The sequence below is a fragment of the Pseudomonas sp. LBUM1643 genome (assembly GCF_059716215.1).
This window is the reverse complement of record NZ_CP166813.1, coordinates 4,043,175-4,060,122: the sequence shown is the minus strand read 5'-3', so window position 1 is coordinate 4,060,122 and position 16,948 is coordinate 4,043,175. Positions and strand designations below refer to the sequence as shown.

The window sequence follows — 16,948 nt, the reverse complement described above, 5'->3', positions numbered from 1 at the left end:
GACACGGAACCTGTGGGAGCGAGCTTGCTCGCGATGAGGCCGTGTCAGTCGATATCAATGCTGACTGTCATGCCGCCATCGCGAGCAGGCTCGCTCCTACAGGGTTTTGTGATGTGCGATCAGTCGCGGTAGACCGGGAAATCGCTGCACATCGCGGCAGCCTGGCGGGCGACCTGAGCCTCGACATCGGCATCGCCAAGGTGGTCGAGGATGTCGCAGATCCAGCCGGCCAGCTCGATGCTCTGAGCTTCCTTGAAACCGCGGCTGGTGATCGCCGGGGTGCCGATGCGCAAGCCCGAGGTCACGAACGGCGACTGCGGATCATTGGGCACGGCGTTCTTGTTCACGGTGATACCGGCACGGCTCAGGGCCGCGTCGGCGTCCTTGCCGGTCAGGCCCTGGCGGATCAGGCTGACCAGGAACAGGTGGTTGTCGGTGCCACCGGACACCACATCGTAACCGCGTTCGGTAAAGACTTGCGCCATTGCCTGGGCGTTGCGGATTACCTGCGTCTGATACGTCTTGAACGCCGGCTCCAGCGCTTCCTTGAAGCACACGGCCTTGGCCGCGATCACATGCATCAGCGGGCCGCCCTGACCACCGGGGAACACGGCGGCGTTGAGCTTTTTCTCGAGTTCCGCATTGGCCTTGGCCAGGATCAGGCCACCGCGTGGACCGCGCAGGGTCTTGTGGGTCGTGGTGGTGACCACGTCGGCGTAGGGCAGCGGGTTCGGGTACAGACCGGTGGCGACCAGCCCGGCGACGTGAGCCATGTCCACGAACAGGTAGGCGCCCACCTTGTCGGCAATTTTGCGGAAGCGCGGGAAGTCGAGGGTCTTCGAGTAAGCGGAGAAACCGGCGATGATCATTTTCGGCTGGTGCTCGACGGCCAGGCGTTCGACTTCGTCGTAGTCGATCAACCCGGTCGAGGTGTCGATGCCGTATTGCACGGCGTTGTAGAGCTTGCCGGAAAAACTCACCTTGGCGCCGTGGGTCAGGTGACCACCGTGGGCCAGGCTCATGCCCAGCACGGTGTCGCCGGCCTGTAGCAACGCCAGGTAAACCGCCGCGTTGGCCTGGCTGCCGGAGTGCGGCTGGACATTGGCGTAGTCGGCGCCGAACAGCTGTTTGGCGCGGTCGATGGCCAGTTGTTCGACCACATCCACATGCTCGCAGCCGCCGTAGTAACGCTTGCCCGGATACCCTTCGGCGTACTTGTTGGTCAGGCCGCTGCCCTGGGCTTCCATCACCCGTCGGCTGGTGTAGTTTTCCGAAGCGATAAGCTCGATGTGGTGTTCCTGCCGTGCGTCCTCGGCGTTCATCGCCGCCAGCAGTTGGTCGTCGTAGCCTTTGATCTGGTCGTGCTTGCTGAACATGGTGAAAGTCCTCTGTTGTTCTCAAATGGGGTCGACCTGTAGGAGCGAGCTTGCTCGCGATGGTCGCTAACGATGACGTTGGCTTTCTGACGAAACGCGTCAGCTTCACGTCCATCGCGAGCAAGCTCGCTCCTACAGGGGGTTATGCGTAGTCGGCGATTGAAGGGCAGGCGCAAATCAGGTTGCGGTCACCGAAGACGTTGTCGACGCGGCCTACGGGCGGCCAGTATTTGCCGTCGATCAAGGTGTCAAGTGGGTAAACCGCTTGCTCGCGGCTATACGGATGCGACCACTCGCCGACCAGCTCCGCAGCGGTGTGCGGGGCGTTTTTCAGCGGGTTGTCGTCCTTGTCCAGCGTGCCGTTCTCCACTGCACGAATCTCTTCGCGGATGCGGATCATGGCGTCGCAGAAGCGGTCCAGTTCTTCTTTGGATTCGCTTTCGGTCGGTTCGATCATCAACGTGCCGGCCACCGGGAACGACATGGTGGGCGCGTGGAAACCGAAGTCGATCAGGCGCTTGGCCACGTCATCGACGCTGATGCCGCTGCTGTCTTTCAATGGACGCAGGTCGAGGATGCACTCGTGGGCCACCAGGCCGTTGGCGCCGGTGTACAGCACGGGATAGTGCTCTTCGAGACGACGGGAGATGTAGTTGGCATTCAGGATCGCCAACTGCGAAGCGCGCTTGAGGCCGGCGCCGCCCATCATGCGAATGTACATCCAGGTGATCGGCAAAATGCTTGCGCTGCCGAACGGTGCCGCGCAGACCGCGCCTTCTTTGCGTTCCATCTGGGCGTGGCCCGGCAGGAACGGCGTCAGGTGCGCTTTCACGCCAATCGGGCCGACGCCCGGGCCGCCACCGCCGTGGGGAATGCAGAAGGTTTTGTGCAGGTTCAAGTGGGACACGTCGCCGCCGAACTTGCCCGGCGCGCACAAGCCAACCATCGCGTTCATGTTGGCGCCGTCGATGTACACCTGGCCACCGTTGTCATGAATGATCCCGCAGATTTCGCGGATGCCTTCTTCGAACACACCGTGGGTCGACGGGTAGGTGATCATCAGCGCGGCGAGGTGTTCGCGGTGCTCGATGGCCTTGGCACGCAGGTCTTCGATGTCGACGTTGCCGCGAGCATCGCAGGCGGTCACAACCACGCGCATGCCGGCCATATTGGCAGTTGCCGGGTTGGTGCCGTGGGCGGACGACGGGATCAGGCAGATGTCGCGACGGTCTTCGCCACGGCTCTGGTGGTACGCACGGATGGCCAGCAGGCCAGCGTACTCACCCTGGGAACCGGCGTTCGGTTGCAGCGAGATCGAGTCGTACCCGGTGGCAGCGCAGAGCATGGCCTCCAACTCATCGGTCAACTGCTGGTAGCCGGCACTTTGCTCGGCCGGGGCGAACGGGTGCAGCGCACCGAATTCAGCCCAGGTGACCGGAATCATTTCGCTGGCGGCGTTGAGCTTCATGGTGCACGAACCCAGCGGGATCATGGTGCGATCCAGGGCCAGGTCCTTGTCGGCCAGCTTGCGCAGGTAGCGCATCAGCTCGGTTTCGGAGTGATAACGGTTGAACACCGGGTGGCTGAGGATCGGCGACTGGCGAACCAGCGAGGCCGGGATCGTGCTGACGATCGACTCGGCGAGGGCGGCGAAGTCTGGCAGCGCCTTGCCGTCGGCCAGCAGGCTCCACAGGCTTTCAACGTCGGCTTGGGAAGTGGTTTCGTCGAGGGACAGGCCCAGACGTTCGCCATCGACCACGCGCAGGTTGATTTTCTGCGCGTGCGCCTTGCTATGCACGGCTGTCGTTTGCGCGCCGGTGTTGATCGTCAGCGTATCGAAGAAGCTGTCCTGTTCAGCGCTCAGACCCAAAGCGTTCAAGCCCTTGGCCAGAATCGCGGTCAGGTGATGAATGCGCTGGGCAATCTGCGTCAGGCCCTTCGGGCCGTGGTACACGGCGTACATGCTGGCGATGTTGGCCAACAACACTTGTGCGGTGCAGATGTTGCTGGTGGCTTTCTCACGGCGGATATGTTGCTCGCGGGTCTGCATCGCCAGGCGCAAGGCCGGCTTGCCGAAACGGTCCACCGAGACACCGACCAGACGGCCAGGCATGTCGCGCTTGAACGCGTCTTTAGTGGAGAAAAACGCGGCGTGCGGGCCACCGAAACCCAGCGGTACGCCGAAGCGTTGCGCGCTGCCGATGGCGACGTCAGCACCGAATTCGCCCGGAGGGGTCAGCACCGTCAGGGCCAACAGGTCAGCCGCGACCGCCACCAGTGCGTTGGCCGCGTGGAAGCGCTCGGTCAGCTCGCGGTAATCGAACAGGTCGCCGTTACTCGCCGGATACTGCAGCAGGGCGCCGAAGAATGGCGTCACGTCAGTCAGTGTTTGCTCGTCGCCGACGACCACGTCGATGCCCAACGGCTCGGCGCGGGTACGCAATACATCCAGGGTTTGCGGGTGGCAATGCACGGACGCGAAGAACGCGTGGCTGCCTTTGTTCTTGCTCAGGCGCTTGCAGAAGGTCATGGCTTCGGCAGCCGCGGTGGCTTCATCCAGCAGCGAAGCGTTGGCAATCGGCAGGCCGGTCAGGTCGCTGATCAGGGTCTGGAAGTTCAACAGCGCTTCGAGACGGCCCTGGGAAATTTCCGGTTGGTACGGGGTGTAAGCGGTGTACCAGGCCGGGTTTTCCAGCAGGTTGCGCAGGATCGGCGACGGCGTGTGCGTACCGTAGTAACCCTGGCCGATATAGGTTTTGAACAGCTGGTTTTTGGCCGCGATGCCTTTGATCAACGCCAGGGCGTCGGCTTCGCTCAAACCGTCGTCCATGCCCAGGACGCTGGTGCCTTTGATGCTTTCCGGGATAACGCTGGCGCTCAAGGCTTCCAGGGAATCAAAGCCGAGGCTGTTGAGCATGGCTTGCTCATCGCCGGAACGCGGGCCGATGTGGCGGGCGATGAATTCGTCATGGGTGTCGATGAGAGTGGTCATGGGCAGCCCTCACGCGTCGGTTTGGTCTTGGATCAGACGGTCGTAGGCGGTCTGATCCAGCAGTTGGCCGACAGCGGCAGCGTCAGCGGGTTTGAAACGGAAGAACCAGCCTTCGCCCAGCGGATCTTCGTTGACCAGATCCGGGCTGTTGTCCAACACCGAGTTCACTTCCAGCATCTCGCCGTCCAGCGGCATGCTGATGCTGCTGGCGGCTTTCACCGATTCCACCACCGACACTTCAGCACCGGCGCGGAAGCTTCCCAACTCAGGCACTTGAACAAACACCACATCCCCCAGCGCCTGTTGCGCAAACGCGGTGATGCCAACGGTGACGCTGCCGTCAGCTTCGGTGCGCAGCCATTCGTGTTCGACGGTAAAACGCAATTCGCTCATATCAACTCCTCATTGTTCTGACTCAACCGCTACAGGTGGCGGATGACGATTCGGCAGGCTCGTGTCGGGAAGCAAGCTTGGCTGGAGGAGAGATAGCAAAGGCAATGCCAATCTTATTTAATTGTTTTAAATCAAGTAGTTGTATTGATTTTTGGATGTTTAGAGTACTGATTCCGTATTGAAATCAATACAGACATACAAGGGGAAAGGTCCGAAGCCCGGAACAGGCAGGTGGAGCGAGTTTTGTCTTGATTTCGATACGCTGTATTGATTTACACACATCCCCCTGTAGGAGCTGCCGCAGGCTGCGATCTTTTGATCTTGATTTTCCCCCTGCCACCAAAGATCAAGATCAAAAGATCGCAGCCTGCGGCAGCTCCTACAGGGGATCGCGTCAGTGTTTAAGTTTTGTTGGGTATGCCGTACTTGCGCAGTCGAATGGCAATCGCACTGTGGGAGGTTTGCAACCGCGCCGCGAGCAGTCGGCTGGACGGATAACTTTGGTAAAGCTGTTCCAGCAAATTCCTTTCAAACCCTCCCACCGCTTCTTCCAGGCTGCCCACCTCGCCATCGTTCTTGCGCTCTACCGCCGTGCGTGCAATGTCGAGATCGTCGATGTCCACCAGCGGATTTTCGCAAATCGCCGCCGCGCGAAAGATCACGTTCTGCAGTTGCCGTACGTTACCCGGCCAGCGGTTGCCGAGCAGGGCGGGAAAGGTGCTGGGCGCCAGGCGACAGACCGGGCGCTGAATCTGCGCGCAGGCCTGCTGCATGAAGTGCTGGGCCATCAACAGGATGTCGTGGCCACGTTCGCGCAGCGGCGGTACTTGCAGGTTGAGCACATTGAGACGGTAGAACAGGTCTTCGCGAAAGTGCCCTTCGCTGACCATTTTTTCCAGGTCGCGGTGAGTCGCACTGAGGATCCGCACGTTGACTTTGACCTCACGATCGCCACCGACGCGACGGAAGCAGCCATCGCTGAGGAAACGCAGCAACTTGGCTTGCAGATACGGCGACATTTCGCCGACTTCGTCGAGAAACACCGTGCCCTGGTCGGCCAATTCCAGCAGCCCGAGCTTGCCGCCCCGTTGCGCGCCGGTGAACGCGCCGGGGGCGTAGCCGAACAGCTCGCTTTCGGCCAGGCTCTCGGGCAGCGCCGCGCAGTTGAGGGCCAGGAATGGCTTCTCACGCCGCCCGCTGATCGCGTGGCAGGCGCGGGCCACCAGTTCCTTACCGGTGCCGGTTTCGCCCTGGATCAACAGCGGCGCATCGAGGGCCGCCACCCGTTGCGCGCGGGCCTTGAGCGAGCGAATCGGCAGTGAGTCACCGAGCAGCGCATCGAAACCTTCGGCGTGATCATGGTGCAGCGCCGAAAGGCGTTCGCCGATGCGGTTGGGTTGATACAGGGTGAGCAGGGCGCCGGCGTCGGTGATCGGCATGGCATCGAGCAGCAGGGTGTGGCCGCCGAGGCTGACCTCGTGCATGGGCAGGCGGAAATGGTGGGCGATCAAGGTGCGTTGCAACTCGGCATCGTCGAACAGCGCGCTCAGCGATTCACCGGCCGGTTCGCGACCGCACAAAGCGATCAACGCTGGATTGGCCAGCAGTACGTGACCGCGATCATCCACCGCCAGCACCGGGTCGGAGCTGGCGGCGAGCAGGGCATCCAGTTGCAGGCGTCGACGTTGCCCGGGAAGGATGTCGACCATGGTCACCGCCTGCACGCCGCGCACGCCGAACAGTGCCTCGCGCAACTCTTCCAGTACTTCGGCGCCGAGGGTCGGGGCATCGATGTAGACGTTCGGCGGCACCATCTCCACGGCATCAAGGTTGAAGCTGCGTCCGCCGAGCAGGGCCAGCACTTCCTGGGTGATGCCGACGCGGTCGATGAAGGTGACGTGGATGCGCATGACGGACCTGCAAGATTGGCAAACGAAAATCAGTATGCCGGGGCGAATTTGAATTTGGCGAGTGTCACGTCATCCGTTAGACGGTTTGCGTGCACTGGCCGCCAGGTCTTCGAGGAACGCCTGGAGGATCGGCGGCGCTGCCACGCCGCGTCGGGTGATCACGTCGAAGGGTGATCGCAAGCGCAGACTCTCCGGGGCCAACTGGTGCATCTCGCCACTCTTGACCCATTGGGCGGCGAAGTGCTCCGGCAGGAAACCCAGGTAGGCGCCGGAAATGATCAGGATCGCCGTGGCTTCGATGTTGTCCACGGTGGCGGCGGCCTTGCTCACGCCCAGGTGTTCGAGGTCGTATTGCTGCATGTAGCCGCGCACGACGATGCGCCCGGCCGCGACTTCTTCGAGCAGTTCCTCGCCCTCAGCCTTGCTCCCGTATAGCGGATGCCGGCGCCCGCAATACAGCCCCAGTGCTTCCTGATACAGCGGCGATTGCAGCAGGCCCGGCACATGGATCGGAAAGTGCCCGATGGCCAGGTGCAAGCGGCCGTCGAGCACCCGTTCCTCCAGTTCGGCCGGGGTGCCGACATACACGTTCAGGTGCACATCATGCCCGCGCGATACGAAGCGTTGGGTGGTGCGCGGAATGGGCGAGTCCGGGTCGGTGATGGTGGTGTCGATGATGCCCAGGTTGAGCTTGCCGCTGATGTGCTGCTTGAGCACGTCGGCGTCCATGCAGAAATTTTCCACCGCCGACAGCAGGCGCTGGGTGGCCTCGTGAATCGCCACCCCTTGCTCGGTCAAGCGGAAACCGCTGCGCCCGCGCTGGCAGAGTTTGACCCCAAGGCGCGTTTCCAGATGGGTCATTTGTTCGCTGATGGTCGACTGCCCGGCATTCAACGCCGCCTGGGCGGCCGAGAAGCCGCCGCAGCGGACAATGGTGGCAAACACCCTGAGCAACTTCAGATCGACATCGTGCAGTTGAATCACGTTGACCTCCGGCCTGTGGATGCATCGGTAATGCCGATATGAGTATCTGATGTTTGGCATTTTTTCCACGAAAACCTGCGCCCATAGTCTCTTTCAACGGCGGTCGCCTTGCAGTTCCGCCAAGCCGATAACAAGAAGTGGAGAGGCTAGAAATGTCGAACAACGGTTATGAATCCGGTCGTCTGAACCTGCCATTCGTGGGTCATTGCACCTTTGGCAAATCCCCGGTGTGCACCGACTGGGATGCCCTGGATGCCGACGTCGCGGTGCTTGGCGTGCCCAACGACATGGGTACCCAGTGGCGCTCCGGGGCACGCTTCGGACCACGCGGTATTCGCGAAGCATCGACGCTGTTTTCCTTCGGCCACGCCGGCGCCTATGACCACGAAGATGACGTGATGTACCTCACCGCCTCGGACGTGCGCATGGTCGATGTCGGTGATGCCGACATCGTCCACACCGACATGGTCACCAGTAACAAGAACACCGAATACGCCGTGCGCAAGATTCTCGATGCCGGTGTGATGCCAGTGGTGCTCGGCGGCGATCACTCGGTTCACGCGCCGGTGATCAAGGCCTTCGAAGGCCGGGGCCCGATTCACATCATCCACTTCGATGCGCACCTGGATTTCGTCGACGAGCGCCACGGCGTGCGTTACGGCCACGGCAACCCGCTGCGTCGCGCCTCGGAAATGAACCACATCGTCGGAATGACCCAGATGGGCATCCGCAATGTCTCGTCGTCCAACCGCGACGACTACGAAGCGGCCCACGAAGCCGGTTCGAAGATCCTCTCGGTGCGCGATGTGCGTCGCCTCGGCGTCGACGGTGTACTGGCGCTGATCCCGCAGAACATCAACTACTACATCACCATCGACATCGACGGCTTCGACCCGTCCATCGCCCCGGGTACCGGCACCCCGAGCCACGGCGGCTTCCTCTACTACGAAGTGCTGGAAATCATCCAGGCCCTGGCCAAGCGCAGCAAGGGCAACATCGTCGGTATGGACCTGGTGGAAGTTGCACCGGTGTACGACCCGACCGGCATGACCTCGATCCTCGCCGCGCAACTGCTGCTCAACAGTATCGGTTTCATCTTCCACGAGCGGGGCAAGGTGCGGGCGGCCGCCGCCAGCGAAACCACGCCAGCCTGATCATCGAAACCACAGAGTCCCGGCAGGACCTGACTGCCGGGCAGAGAGAATAAATATGGACACGATCGTCAAGAGTTACCTGCAGAAATTCGGCGTCAGCGAAGCCACCCAGACCTTCCTCAGCAAGGTGCAGAAGATGTTCATCGGCGGTGCCTGGGTCGAAGCCAGTGACGGCCAGACTTCCGACGTCATCGAGCCATCGACCGAAGGCCTGATCACCCGTATTCCGATGGGCACTACTGTTGATCTGGACCGCGCCGTGCAAGCTGCCCGTGCGCAGTTCGACGGTGGCGCATGGAGCCAGGCCAAACCGGCGCAGCGCGAACGCCTGATCCAGCGCCTGGCGGATTTGATCGAACAGAACGCCGCCGAACTGGCGGAAATCGAATCGATCGACATGGGCAAGTCGGTCGCCTTCGCCAAAGACGTCGACATCCAGGGCACCGTTGATACCTTGCGCTATTTCGCTGGTTGGGCGACCAAGCTCCACGGGCGTACGGTCGAGCCGTCGCTGCCGGGCAATTACCTGGCCTATACCCGCAAGGAAGCGGTGGGTGTGGTCGGTGCCATCGTGCCGTGGAACTTCCCGCTGCAAACCATGGCCTGGAAACTCGGCGCGGCGCTGGCCACCGGTTGCACCGTGGTGGTCAAACCCGCCGAACTGACCTCGCTGTCGGCTCTGCGTTTCGCAGAACTGGTGCAAGAAGCGGGCATTCCGGACGGAGTGATCAACATCGTCACCGGACGCGGCAGCGTGGTTGGCGCGGCCATGGCCACCCACCCCGGCATCGACAAACTGACCTTCACCGGTTCGACCCCGGTGGGCATTACCGTTGGCCGCGCGGCGCTGGACGAGATGAAGCGACTGACCCTCGAACTCGGCGGAAAATCACCGGTCATCGTGTTTGCCGATGCCGATATTCCGGCGGCGGCACAAGCGGTCGCCAACGGGGTGTTTTTCAACTCCGGGCAGGTATGCGACGCCGGCACGCGGGCCTATATTCATAGCAGCGTCTACGAGCAATTCCTGAGTGAGCTGATCGCCTACACACGCACCTTGAAAATGGCCCCGGGCCTGGACCCGGACTGCTTCATCGGCCCACTGGTGTCGGCCCTGCAAAAGCAGCGCGTGACCGAGTACATCGAGACGGGCAAGGCTGAAGGCGCCGAACTGGTCTACGGCGGCCAAGCCGTCGATGGCCCTGGTTTCTTCGTCGAACCGACCATCTTTGCCCACTGCCGCAACGACATGCGCATCGTCCAGGAAGAAATCTTCGGGCCGGTGCTGGTGACCGCGCCGTTCGATGATGAGGAAGAGGCGCTTGCCCTGGCCAATGACTCGCTCTATGGCCTGGCAGCCGCCCTGTATTCCAATGACCTGGGCAAGGTGCACTGCCTGATTCCACGGCTCAAGGCCGGCTCTGTTTACGTCAATGCCCACGGCACCCTCGACCCGTCGATGCCGTTCGGTGGCTACAAGCAGTCCGGGTTCGGCAAGGACCTGGGCGCCGAGCAGCTCGATTATCTGCTCGAAACCAAGGCGGTGTGGATCACCTTACCGGGCTGACCCCGGCCCATGTAAGAGCTGCCGCAGGCTGCAATCTTTTGATCTTGTTTTTTTCAAGATCAAGATCAAAAGATCGCAGCCTGCGGCAGCTCCTACAGGGATCGAGGAATATTCGCCAATCGAGAACGGCAAGGAGGCCCATCAGGCATCGTTCACCCGAAAGAATGCGGTTATCTCGTCATGATCTTCCAACAATAAGAGTCCATCATGAACACAAACGCCAAGTCCGCCACGAGTGTGTCCTCCCTCGATGACAAATCCGTCGTCGAGGGGCATTCGATTGACTTCATCCCCGAGGACGAACGCACCGACAAACTGTCGAGCCAGGGTCCGTTCTGGTTTCTCGGCAACTTCACCTTCTTCACCATGACCATCGGTTTCGTCGGCCCGAGCGTCGGCCTGACCGCGCTCTGGACCACGCTCGCCGGCACCTTGGGCATCATGTTCGGTGCGCTGTTCATGGCGTTTCACGGTTCGCAGGGCCCGCACCTTGGCTTGCCGCAGATGATCCAGTCCCGTGCGCAATTCGGTTACCGCGGAGTGATCCTGGTGCTGCTGGCGACGCTGTTTGTGTTCGCAGGGTTCAACATCGTCAACCTGGTCCTGATGATGCAGGGCCTGCACACGCTGTTTGGTTTCAACCCCGCGGTGATCGCGGTGGCGGTGACCCTCCCGGCGGCGGTGTTGGCCATCCTCGGCCATGACTGGATGCACCGCAGTTTCAAATGGGCGTTGTACCTGTCGCTGCCGTTGTACGGCCTGGTGACCCTGGCGGTGGTGATGGGCTGGGTGCCGGATGCGGTGCTGCCGGCACTGGCACCAGGCGAGGTCGCCCGGGCGCCGCTGGGCTTCAACTGGACCGGTTTTATCGCGCAGTTCGCGGCGGCGGCGAGCTACAACATCGCCTATGCCCCGTACGTGTCGGACTACTCACGTTACCTGCCGAAGAACACCTCCAGTGGCAAGCTGATTGCCGTGGTGTTTCTCGGCGCTTCGCTGTCCGGTGCCTGGATGATTTCCGTCGGCGGCTGGCTGGCCGATCACCTGCACTCAACCGATGTGCTGGTGGCCTTGGGTCAAGTCGGCAACACCGTGTCGCCGCTGATCGGCACCGCGGTCGTGGTGGTGACCATCCTGGCGTTCCTGCCGGTGATCGCGATGAACATCTACAGCGCCAAGCTGACCACCCTGACCTGTGTGGATTCGATCAAGCACATCGAGCCGACCCGCAAGGCGCGGATCCTCGCCATCGCGTTCGTGATCCTGCTGCAACTGGGCGTGGCCCTGAGCATCCAGAGTTCCGGCAAAGGCCTGTCGGTGCTCGGTATCTACCTGGTGGTGATGCTGTACTTCCTGGTGCCCTGGACCTCGGTCAACCTCACCGACTACTTCTTCGTGCGCAAGGGCCGCTACGCCATCCCGCACTTCTTCATGCCCCACGGCAACATCTACGGCAGCTGGGGCCTGCGCGGTATCGCCGCCTATGCCATCGGCTTCATCTCGATGATCCCGTTCTTCTACATCTACGACGGCGTCGAGCAGCGCGAAGTCTATGTCGGCCCGCTGGCCAAGGCGCTGGGCAGCATCGACATCGCCTGGCTGGTGGGGCTGATCGTCTCGGGCCTGGCGTACTACTGGCTGAGCCGCTCGATTGATCTGAAACGCGAAGAAGCGGTGATCCAGCAGATCGAGAAACACTCCCCGCAATACACCACCGGCGACACCCTGACGCACAAGCAATCGCTGCCGGTATTCACTGAATCGACGGTCGGGAGATCATCATGACCACGCAAAAATACGACTACATCATCATTGGCGCAGGCTCGGCAGGTTGTGTGTTGGCCAACCGCTTGAGCGAAGACCCGGCCACCTCGGTGCTGGTCCTGGAATTCGGCGGCAGTGACAAGAGCGTAGTGATCCAGATGCCCAGCGCATTCTCGATTCCGATGAACACCAAAAAGTACAACTGGCGCTACGAAACCGAGCCGGAAACCTACCTCAATGGTCGGCGCATTCACTGCCCGCGGGGCAAGGTCCTGGGTGGTTCGTCATCGATCAATGGCCTGGTGTACATCCGCGGCCACGCGCTGGATTTCGACGAGTGGGAATCCCTCGGCGCCCAGGGCTGGGGCTACAAAAACTGCCTGCCGTATTTCAAGCGTGCCGAAAGCTACGAGTCTGGTGGCGACAGCTATCGCGGGCAGACCGGGCCGCTGCGTACCACCAACGGCAACAACATGAAGAACCCGCTGTACGGGGCTTGGATCGAAGCCGGTGCCGAGGCGGGTTACATCAAGACCGAAGATTGCAACGGCTACATGCAGGAAGGTTTCGGGGCAATGCACATGACCGTGAAGAACGGTGTGCGCTGTTCCACGGCCAACGCTTACCTGCGTCCGGCGATGGACCGTCCGAACCTGACGGTGATCACCCATGCGATGACCCGCCAGATCATCCTCGAAGGCAAGCGCGCGGTGGGGGTCCTGTATGACCACGGTGGCAAGACCCATCAGGTGTACTGCGACCGCGAAGTGCTGATCTCGTCCGGGCCGATCGGCTCGCCGCACCTGCTGCAACGCTCGGGCATTGGCCCGGCCGAGGTTTTGCGCAAGGCCGGGATCGGCGTGCGCCATGACCTGCCGGGGGTAGGGGAGAACCTGCAGGATCACGCCGAGGTGTACATCCAGTTCGGCTGCAAGGAACCGGTGACCCTCAACAGCAAGATGGACCCGTTGAGCAAACTGATGATCGGCTTGCGCTGGCTGCTGTTCAAGGATGGCCTGGGCGCCACCAACCACTTCGAGGCCGGTGGTTTCATCCGCTCCGAGAAGGGCCTGCGCTGGCCGGACATTCAGTTCCACTTCCTGCCGGCAGCGATGCGCTACGACGGCAACAAGCCGATCAAGGGCCACGGTTTCATGGTGCTGACGGGCCCGAACAAACCGAAAAGCCGGGGTTATGTGCGGGTGCGTTCGGCCGATCCGTACGAGCATCCGGAAATCCGCTTCAACTACCTGGAGCGCGAAGAGGATCGCGAAGGCTTCCGCCGCTGCATCCGCCTGACCCGGGAGATCATCGGCCAGAAAGCCATGGACCGTTTCCGCGACGGCGAAATCGCTCCCGGAGCGCTGGTGACCAGTGATGAGGACCTCGATGCCTTTGTCCGTGACAACCTCGAAAGCACCTACCATCCGTGTGGCTCGTGCCGCATGGGCGAGGACGACATGGCGGTGGTGGATTCCGAGTTGCGGGTGCATGGCATCCAGGGGTTGCGGGTGATCGACTCGTCGGTGTTCCCGACCGAACCGAATGGCAACCTCAATGCGCCGACCATCATGCTCGCCGAGCGGGCGTCGGATCTGGTGCGCGGGATGAATATGTTGCCGGCGGCGGATGTGCCGGTGGGGCTGGTGGAGAACTGGGAAAACAGTCAGCGCACGTCATTGCCAGGGCGTAACGTGCGGGTTTGACTGAGTGATCGTTCCCATGCTCCGCGTGGGAACGCTATTAGGGTTTGGCTGTAAATCCGACCTGTTCACGCACCGGGAGCATTGGCGCTAACGAGGGAGTGGCCGGCACTGGCGATCATGCTCGTCTGCGCGGTGATCGCCTTGCTGAAACAAGCTTACCGACCGCTCGGCAAGGGCGGTCGGGTTTCGACCTGTTCGAGGCTGACACGGTAGGTGGTGTAAGTGTCGCCGTCCTTCAGGTAGAGATTGCTCCGGTAAGTGCTGACCGCGCCTTTGAGTTTGATGTGCAGGCCGTTGGCAACGGGTTGGATGACCACGTCTTTCAAGTCGGTGTCCGAGACAAGGAAGGGCGGGGTCTTGCCCAGGAGCACCTTCATCGCTTCGTCAGTCGATTCACGGTGATCCATATAGAACTTTAGCGATTTGGGGTCTGAACGGTCCCTGGCCTCCTCGACGATATAAAGCCACTCCCCAGGTATGAAGTTTTGCTTGAGGACTATTTGCGGAGGAAGCTCCGGTTTGTGCACGTAGCCATAGGTAAGCGCCCCCACGAAGCAGAGCATGAAGATAATTGCGAAGTACTTTTTAAGCCTGAGCTTAAGGGCTGGCCATTCGGTTTTATTCATAGGCTTCAATTTTGGGCGTCAATGGTTGTCTTGATAAGCGCGCAGCGTGGCGCAGTGGCGACATTTGAACAGGTAGGCAGTAGGGCCATGATCCTTGTTCAAGGCAGTGTAGAGCGCATGCCACTGCGCACCGTCCTCCAGTCCGGTTGAGTCATGTACGGCGGCGATGGCGTCTTTGCTCAGTTCAAGCAACTTTGCATGGCATCCTTGCTAAATGCATGCCTTTCATCCCTCGACCTGCTCTAACCAAGTCTTGAATTCGAAGGCCTGCTCGGGGGTATTGAGTTGCGTAATCCAGTCGATTTCTTCCGGCACGCTTTGAAAGTCAGAGACTGCGAATACATAAATGGCGTTCTCGAACGCGCACGTCGTCAGCGGCTTCAAGGCCGCAACACAGTGCTCGAAGACAAGCGCACGGTGCCGTTCAAAATCCTCGTTGGGAACTGAATCAGCCAAGTCCCACAACAGGCTCGACAGGGCGTTGAAATGTTCGCCACCGAACGCTTCATGACTCCATTCAGCAGGCGACCATTTGAAGTACGTCTGCTCAGAAGGTTCCTCAGCCTGCACGCGCGCCAAGTGATCAGCCGTGTTGAACGACGGTACCAGCGTTCGCGCGTCGGCGTCTGAGTACAGCGCAAAACCACAGACATCTGCAGTGGGATGCGCTTTGCGAAATTGCTCGATGGCCTTCTTGCACGCTACCTGAATATCTCGGTGAAAATCGTTGTTTATCTGGCCCGAGTCGCTCATTCAAAAAAGAACCTCATGAAACTCGCCGACCTCTTCCCTGACCCTGGAGAGACCAAGGCGGCTCCGCCAGGTTTTTGCCTTTCCAGCATCGTGCTCATACGTTTCAGGCGCGAATATACGCGAGGCCTTACAGGCCCAGCGCATCAGGCGTAACACCACAGTTGCTGCAGTCTTCCGTCGGATGAGATTAACGTCATCCGACGGGCAAGGTTACTTCAACGCAGCTACCACGGCATCGAAGAATGCCATCGGGTCGATCGGCTCTTTATCAACCGGCTTTGGCTGGGCACCGAAGGTGACAATCACCACGTTATTGGCGGGGTTGACGTAGATATTCTGGCCCTGGATACCGACCGCCGAATAAGCGCCGTCTTTCACCGAAGGCTCGGTCCACGCCGTCCACCACATGTAGCCGTAGTCCAGGGACTTGCCGCCTTTGAGGGTGGTCGGCAGCGTCGCCTCCTTGACCCAGCCCTCGGGCAGAATTGACTCGCCATTGATCTTGCCGCCATTCATGAAAAACAGCCCGAAGCGTCCATAATCGCGCAAAGTGGCGCTGATACCGCTGCCACCGATTTCGACGCCGTCAGGCGAATCGAGCCACCACCGGGCATCGCTCTCCATACCGAACGGCTGCCAGATCTTCTGCGATAGATAGTCGGCCAGTGGCATCTTCACAGCGCCACGAACAATCTCGCCGAGTACCTGCGTTTCGCCAGTGCTGTAATTGTTGACCGTGCCGGGCTCAGCCGCTCGCGGCAAACTTGCCATCAACGCCATGGCCGAACGTGGTTTCTGCGATATCTGCGCCTTGAGGAGCGCGCGACGATCAGACGCCGGATCGGTGTAGGTCTCGTTCCACTTCACGCCCGAAGACATCATCAGCACGTTGCGCACCGTCACGCCTTCATAGGCGCTGCCCTTGAGCTCGGGAACGTAATCCACCACTTGCGCATCGAGGCCCTTGATAAGGCCGTCTTTGATCGCTGCAGCCGCCAGCGTGGAGGTGATGGACTTGGCCATCGACATCGACATCCACCGGGTTTTCTCGGTGTTGCCGCGCTGGTAGGTCTCGAACACGATCTTGCCGTCCTTGAGCACGAGCATCGCCGTGATGCTGTCCAGTGCGACGAAGTCATACAGGTCGTACTTTTTGTCTCCGACAGTGAAGCGAACGTTGGGCAATTGTTTGTCCGATTTCGGCAGCGCATACGGGTGATCGCCGGCTTTGATCCTGTGGGTAGGGAACAGCCGGTCTATGTTCCGGTAGGTACTGACTGCCAGATCGGGGAGCATGGCGCCGTCATAGATCTGCTCCACGGTGCCAATCGGTTCCTGGGCGTGGGGATAATCGTCAGCCCATGCGCCCGAGGATATACCCGCAGCGAGCAGACCCAGCGAGAGAAGCAGCGACCGACCAGGCGCAGCCGGACGAGAAATAGCGGAGGAGTGCATAACCTATCCTTTTGTTGTTTTTGCCATTCACGGACGTCAGGGCACGCGCCCGCTTGAACCTTAGCCTACTCATTGCAATTGCGCCGCAGCGCTTGAATGAGCGACACCACCGTGCCTGGGTGCAGACTGAGCAAGCGTCTGTGCGGTCGAACGCGGGCCAGTTCGGCGGCGGCGCTGACAATCGTCTCGGGTCGTTCAAGGTCTAGCGCGGGGAGGGTACGGCGCCCCAACGCGCGAACCCCGGCACAGCGCAGATCCTGTTTGAGCT

The 16,948-nt window shown here is 60.9% G+C and carries 13 protein-coding genes; 4 read left to right on the top strand and 9 right to left on the bottom strand.

What is annotated here, in order from left to right; genetic code table 11:
* Positions 1-119 precede the first annotated feature (119 nt).
* The 5 genes from glyA to ACA063_RS18150 all read right to left on the bottom strand — a co-directional run bounded on the left by glyA (position 120) and on the right by ACA063_RS18150 (position 7,655).
* Positions 120-1,376 (bottom strand): serine hydroxymethyltransferase, encoded by a 1,257-nt coding sequence (gene glyA / locus ACA063_RS18170; protein WP_497662782.1) that lies wholly within the window; start codon positions 1,374-1,376, stop codon positions 120-122.
* Positions 1,377-1,518: 142 nt separating this feature from the next.
* Complete coding sequence (gene gcvP, locus ACA063_RS18165; protein WP_497662781.1) at positions 1,519-4,368, bottom strand: aminomethyl-transferring glycine dehydrogenase; 2,850 nt, start codon at positions 4,366-4,368, stop codon at positions 1,519-1,521.
* A 9-nt stretch (positions 4,369-4,377) separates the two neighbouring features.
* The gene (gene gcvH, locus ACA063_RS18160) at positions 4,378-4,761 is read right to left on the bottom strand and encodes a glycine cleavage system protein GcvH (RefSeq protein ID WP_497662780.1); all 384 of its coding nucleotides are present in this window, start codon (positions 4,759-4,761) and stop codon (positions 4,378-4,380) included.
* 401 nt (positions 4,762-5,162) lie between these two features.
* Entirely contained in the window at positions 5,163-6,671 is a 1,509-nt protein-coding gene (gene gcsR, locus ACA063_RS18155; RefSeq protein ID WP_497662779.1) for a transcriptional regulator GcsR, read from the bottom strand.
* A 69-nt stretch (positions 6,672-6,740) separates the two neighbouring features.
* The gene (locus ACA063_RS18150; protein WP_497662778.1) at positions 6,741-7,655 is read right to left on the bottom strand and encodes a LysR family transcriptional regulator; all 915 of its coding nucleotides are present in this window, start codon (positions 7,653-7,655) and stop codon (positions 6,741-6,743) included.
* A gap of 152 nt (positions 7,656-7,807) precedes the next feature.
* Between ACA063_RS18150 and speB the strand changes: the two genes are divergently transcribed.
* From speB to betA, 4 genes are all read left to right on the top strand, one after another.
* The gene (gene speB, locus ACA063_RS18145; protein ID WP_162441161.1) at positions 7,808-8,809 is read left to right on the top strand and encodes an agmatinase; all 1,002 of its coding nucleotides are present in this window, start codon (positions 7,808-7,810) and stop codon (positions 8,807-8,809) included.
* 55 nt (positions 8,810-8,864) lie between these two features.
* Positions 8,865-10,376, top strand: a complete 1,512-nt coding sequence (locus tag ACA063_RS18140; protein ID WP_497662777.1) for an aldehyde dehydrogenase family protein — start codon at positions 8,865-8,867, stop codon at positions 10,374-10,376.
* Between the two features lie 207 nt (positions 10,377-10,583).
* Positions 10,584-12,161: a purine-cytosine permease family protein gene (locus ACA063_RS18135; RefSeq protein ID WP_497662776.1), complete on the top strand. Its 1,578-nt coding sequence runs from the start codon at positions 10,584-10,586 to the stop codon at positions 12,159-12,161.
* Entirely contained in the window at positions 12,158-13,846 is a 1,689-nt protein-coding gene (gene betA, locus ACA063_RS18130; protein ID WP_497662775.1) for a choline dehydrogenase, read from the top strand. Before ACA063_RS18135 ends, betA begins: the two co-directional genes overlap by 4 nt.
* Before the next feature lie 155 nt (positions 13,847-14,001).
* Here the strand turns inward: betA and ACA063_RS18125 are convergent, their stop codons facing one another.
* From ACA063_RS18125 to ACA063_RS18110, 4 genes are all read right to left on the bottom strand, one after another.
* Complete coding sequence (locus ACA063_RS18125) at positions 14,002-14,472, bottom strand: hypothetical protein (RefSeq protein ID WP_497662774.1); 471 nt, start codon at positions 14,470-14,472, stop codon at positions 14,002-14,004.
* 18 nt (positions 14,473-14,490) lie between these two features.
* The gene (locus ACA063_RS18120) at positions 14,491-14,664 is read right to left on the bottom strand and encodes a CbrC family protein (RefSeq protein WP_497662773.1); all 174 of its coding nucleotides are present in this window, start codon (positions 14,662-14,664) and stop codon (positions 14,491-14,493) included.
* Between the two features lie 33 nt (positions 14,665-14,697).
* Positions 14,698-15,225: a DUF4303 domain-containing protein gene (locus ACA063_RS18115; protein ID WP_497662772.1), complete on the bottom strand. Its 528-nt coding sequence runs from the start codon at positions 15,223-15,225 to the stop codon at positions 14,698-14,700.
* Between the two features lie 210 nt (positions 15,226-15,435).
* Positions 15,436-16,680 (bottom strand): serine hydrolase domain-containing protein, encoded by a 1,245-nt coding sequence (locus ACA063_RS18110; protein ID WP_497662771.1) that lies wholly within the window; start codon positions 16,678-16,680, stop codon positions 15,436-15,438.
* Positions 16,681-16,948: the final 268 nt, after the last annotated feature.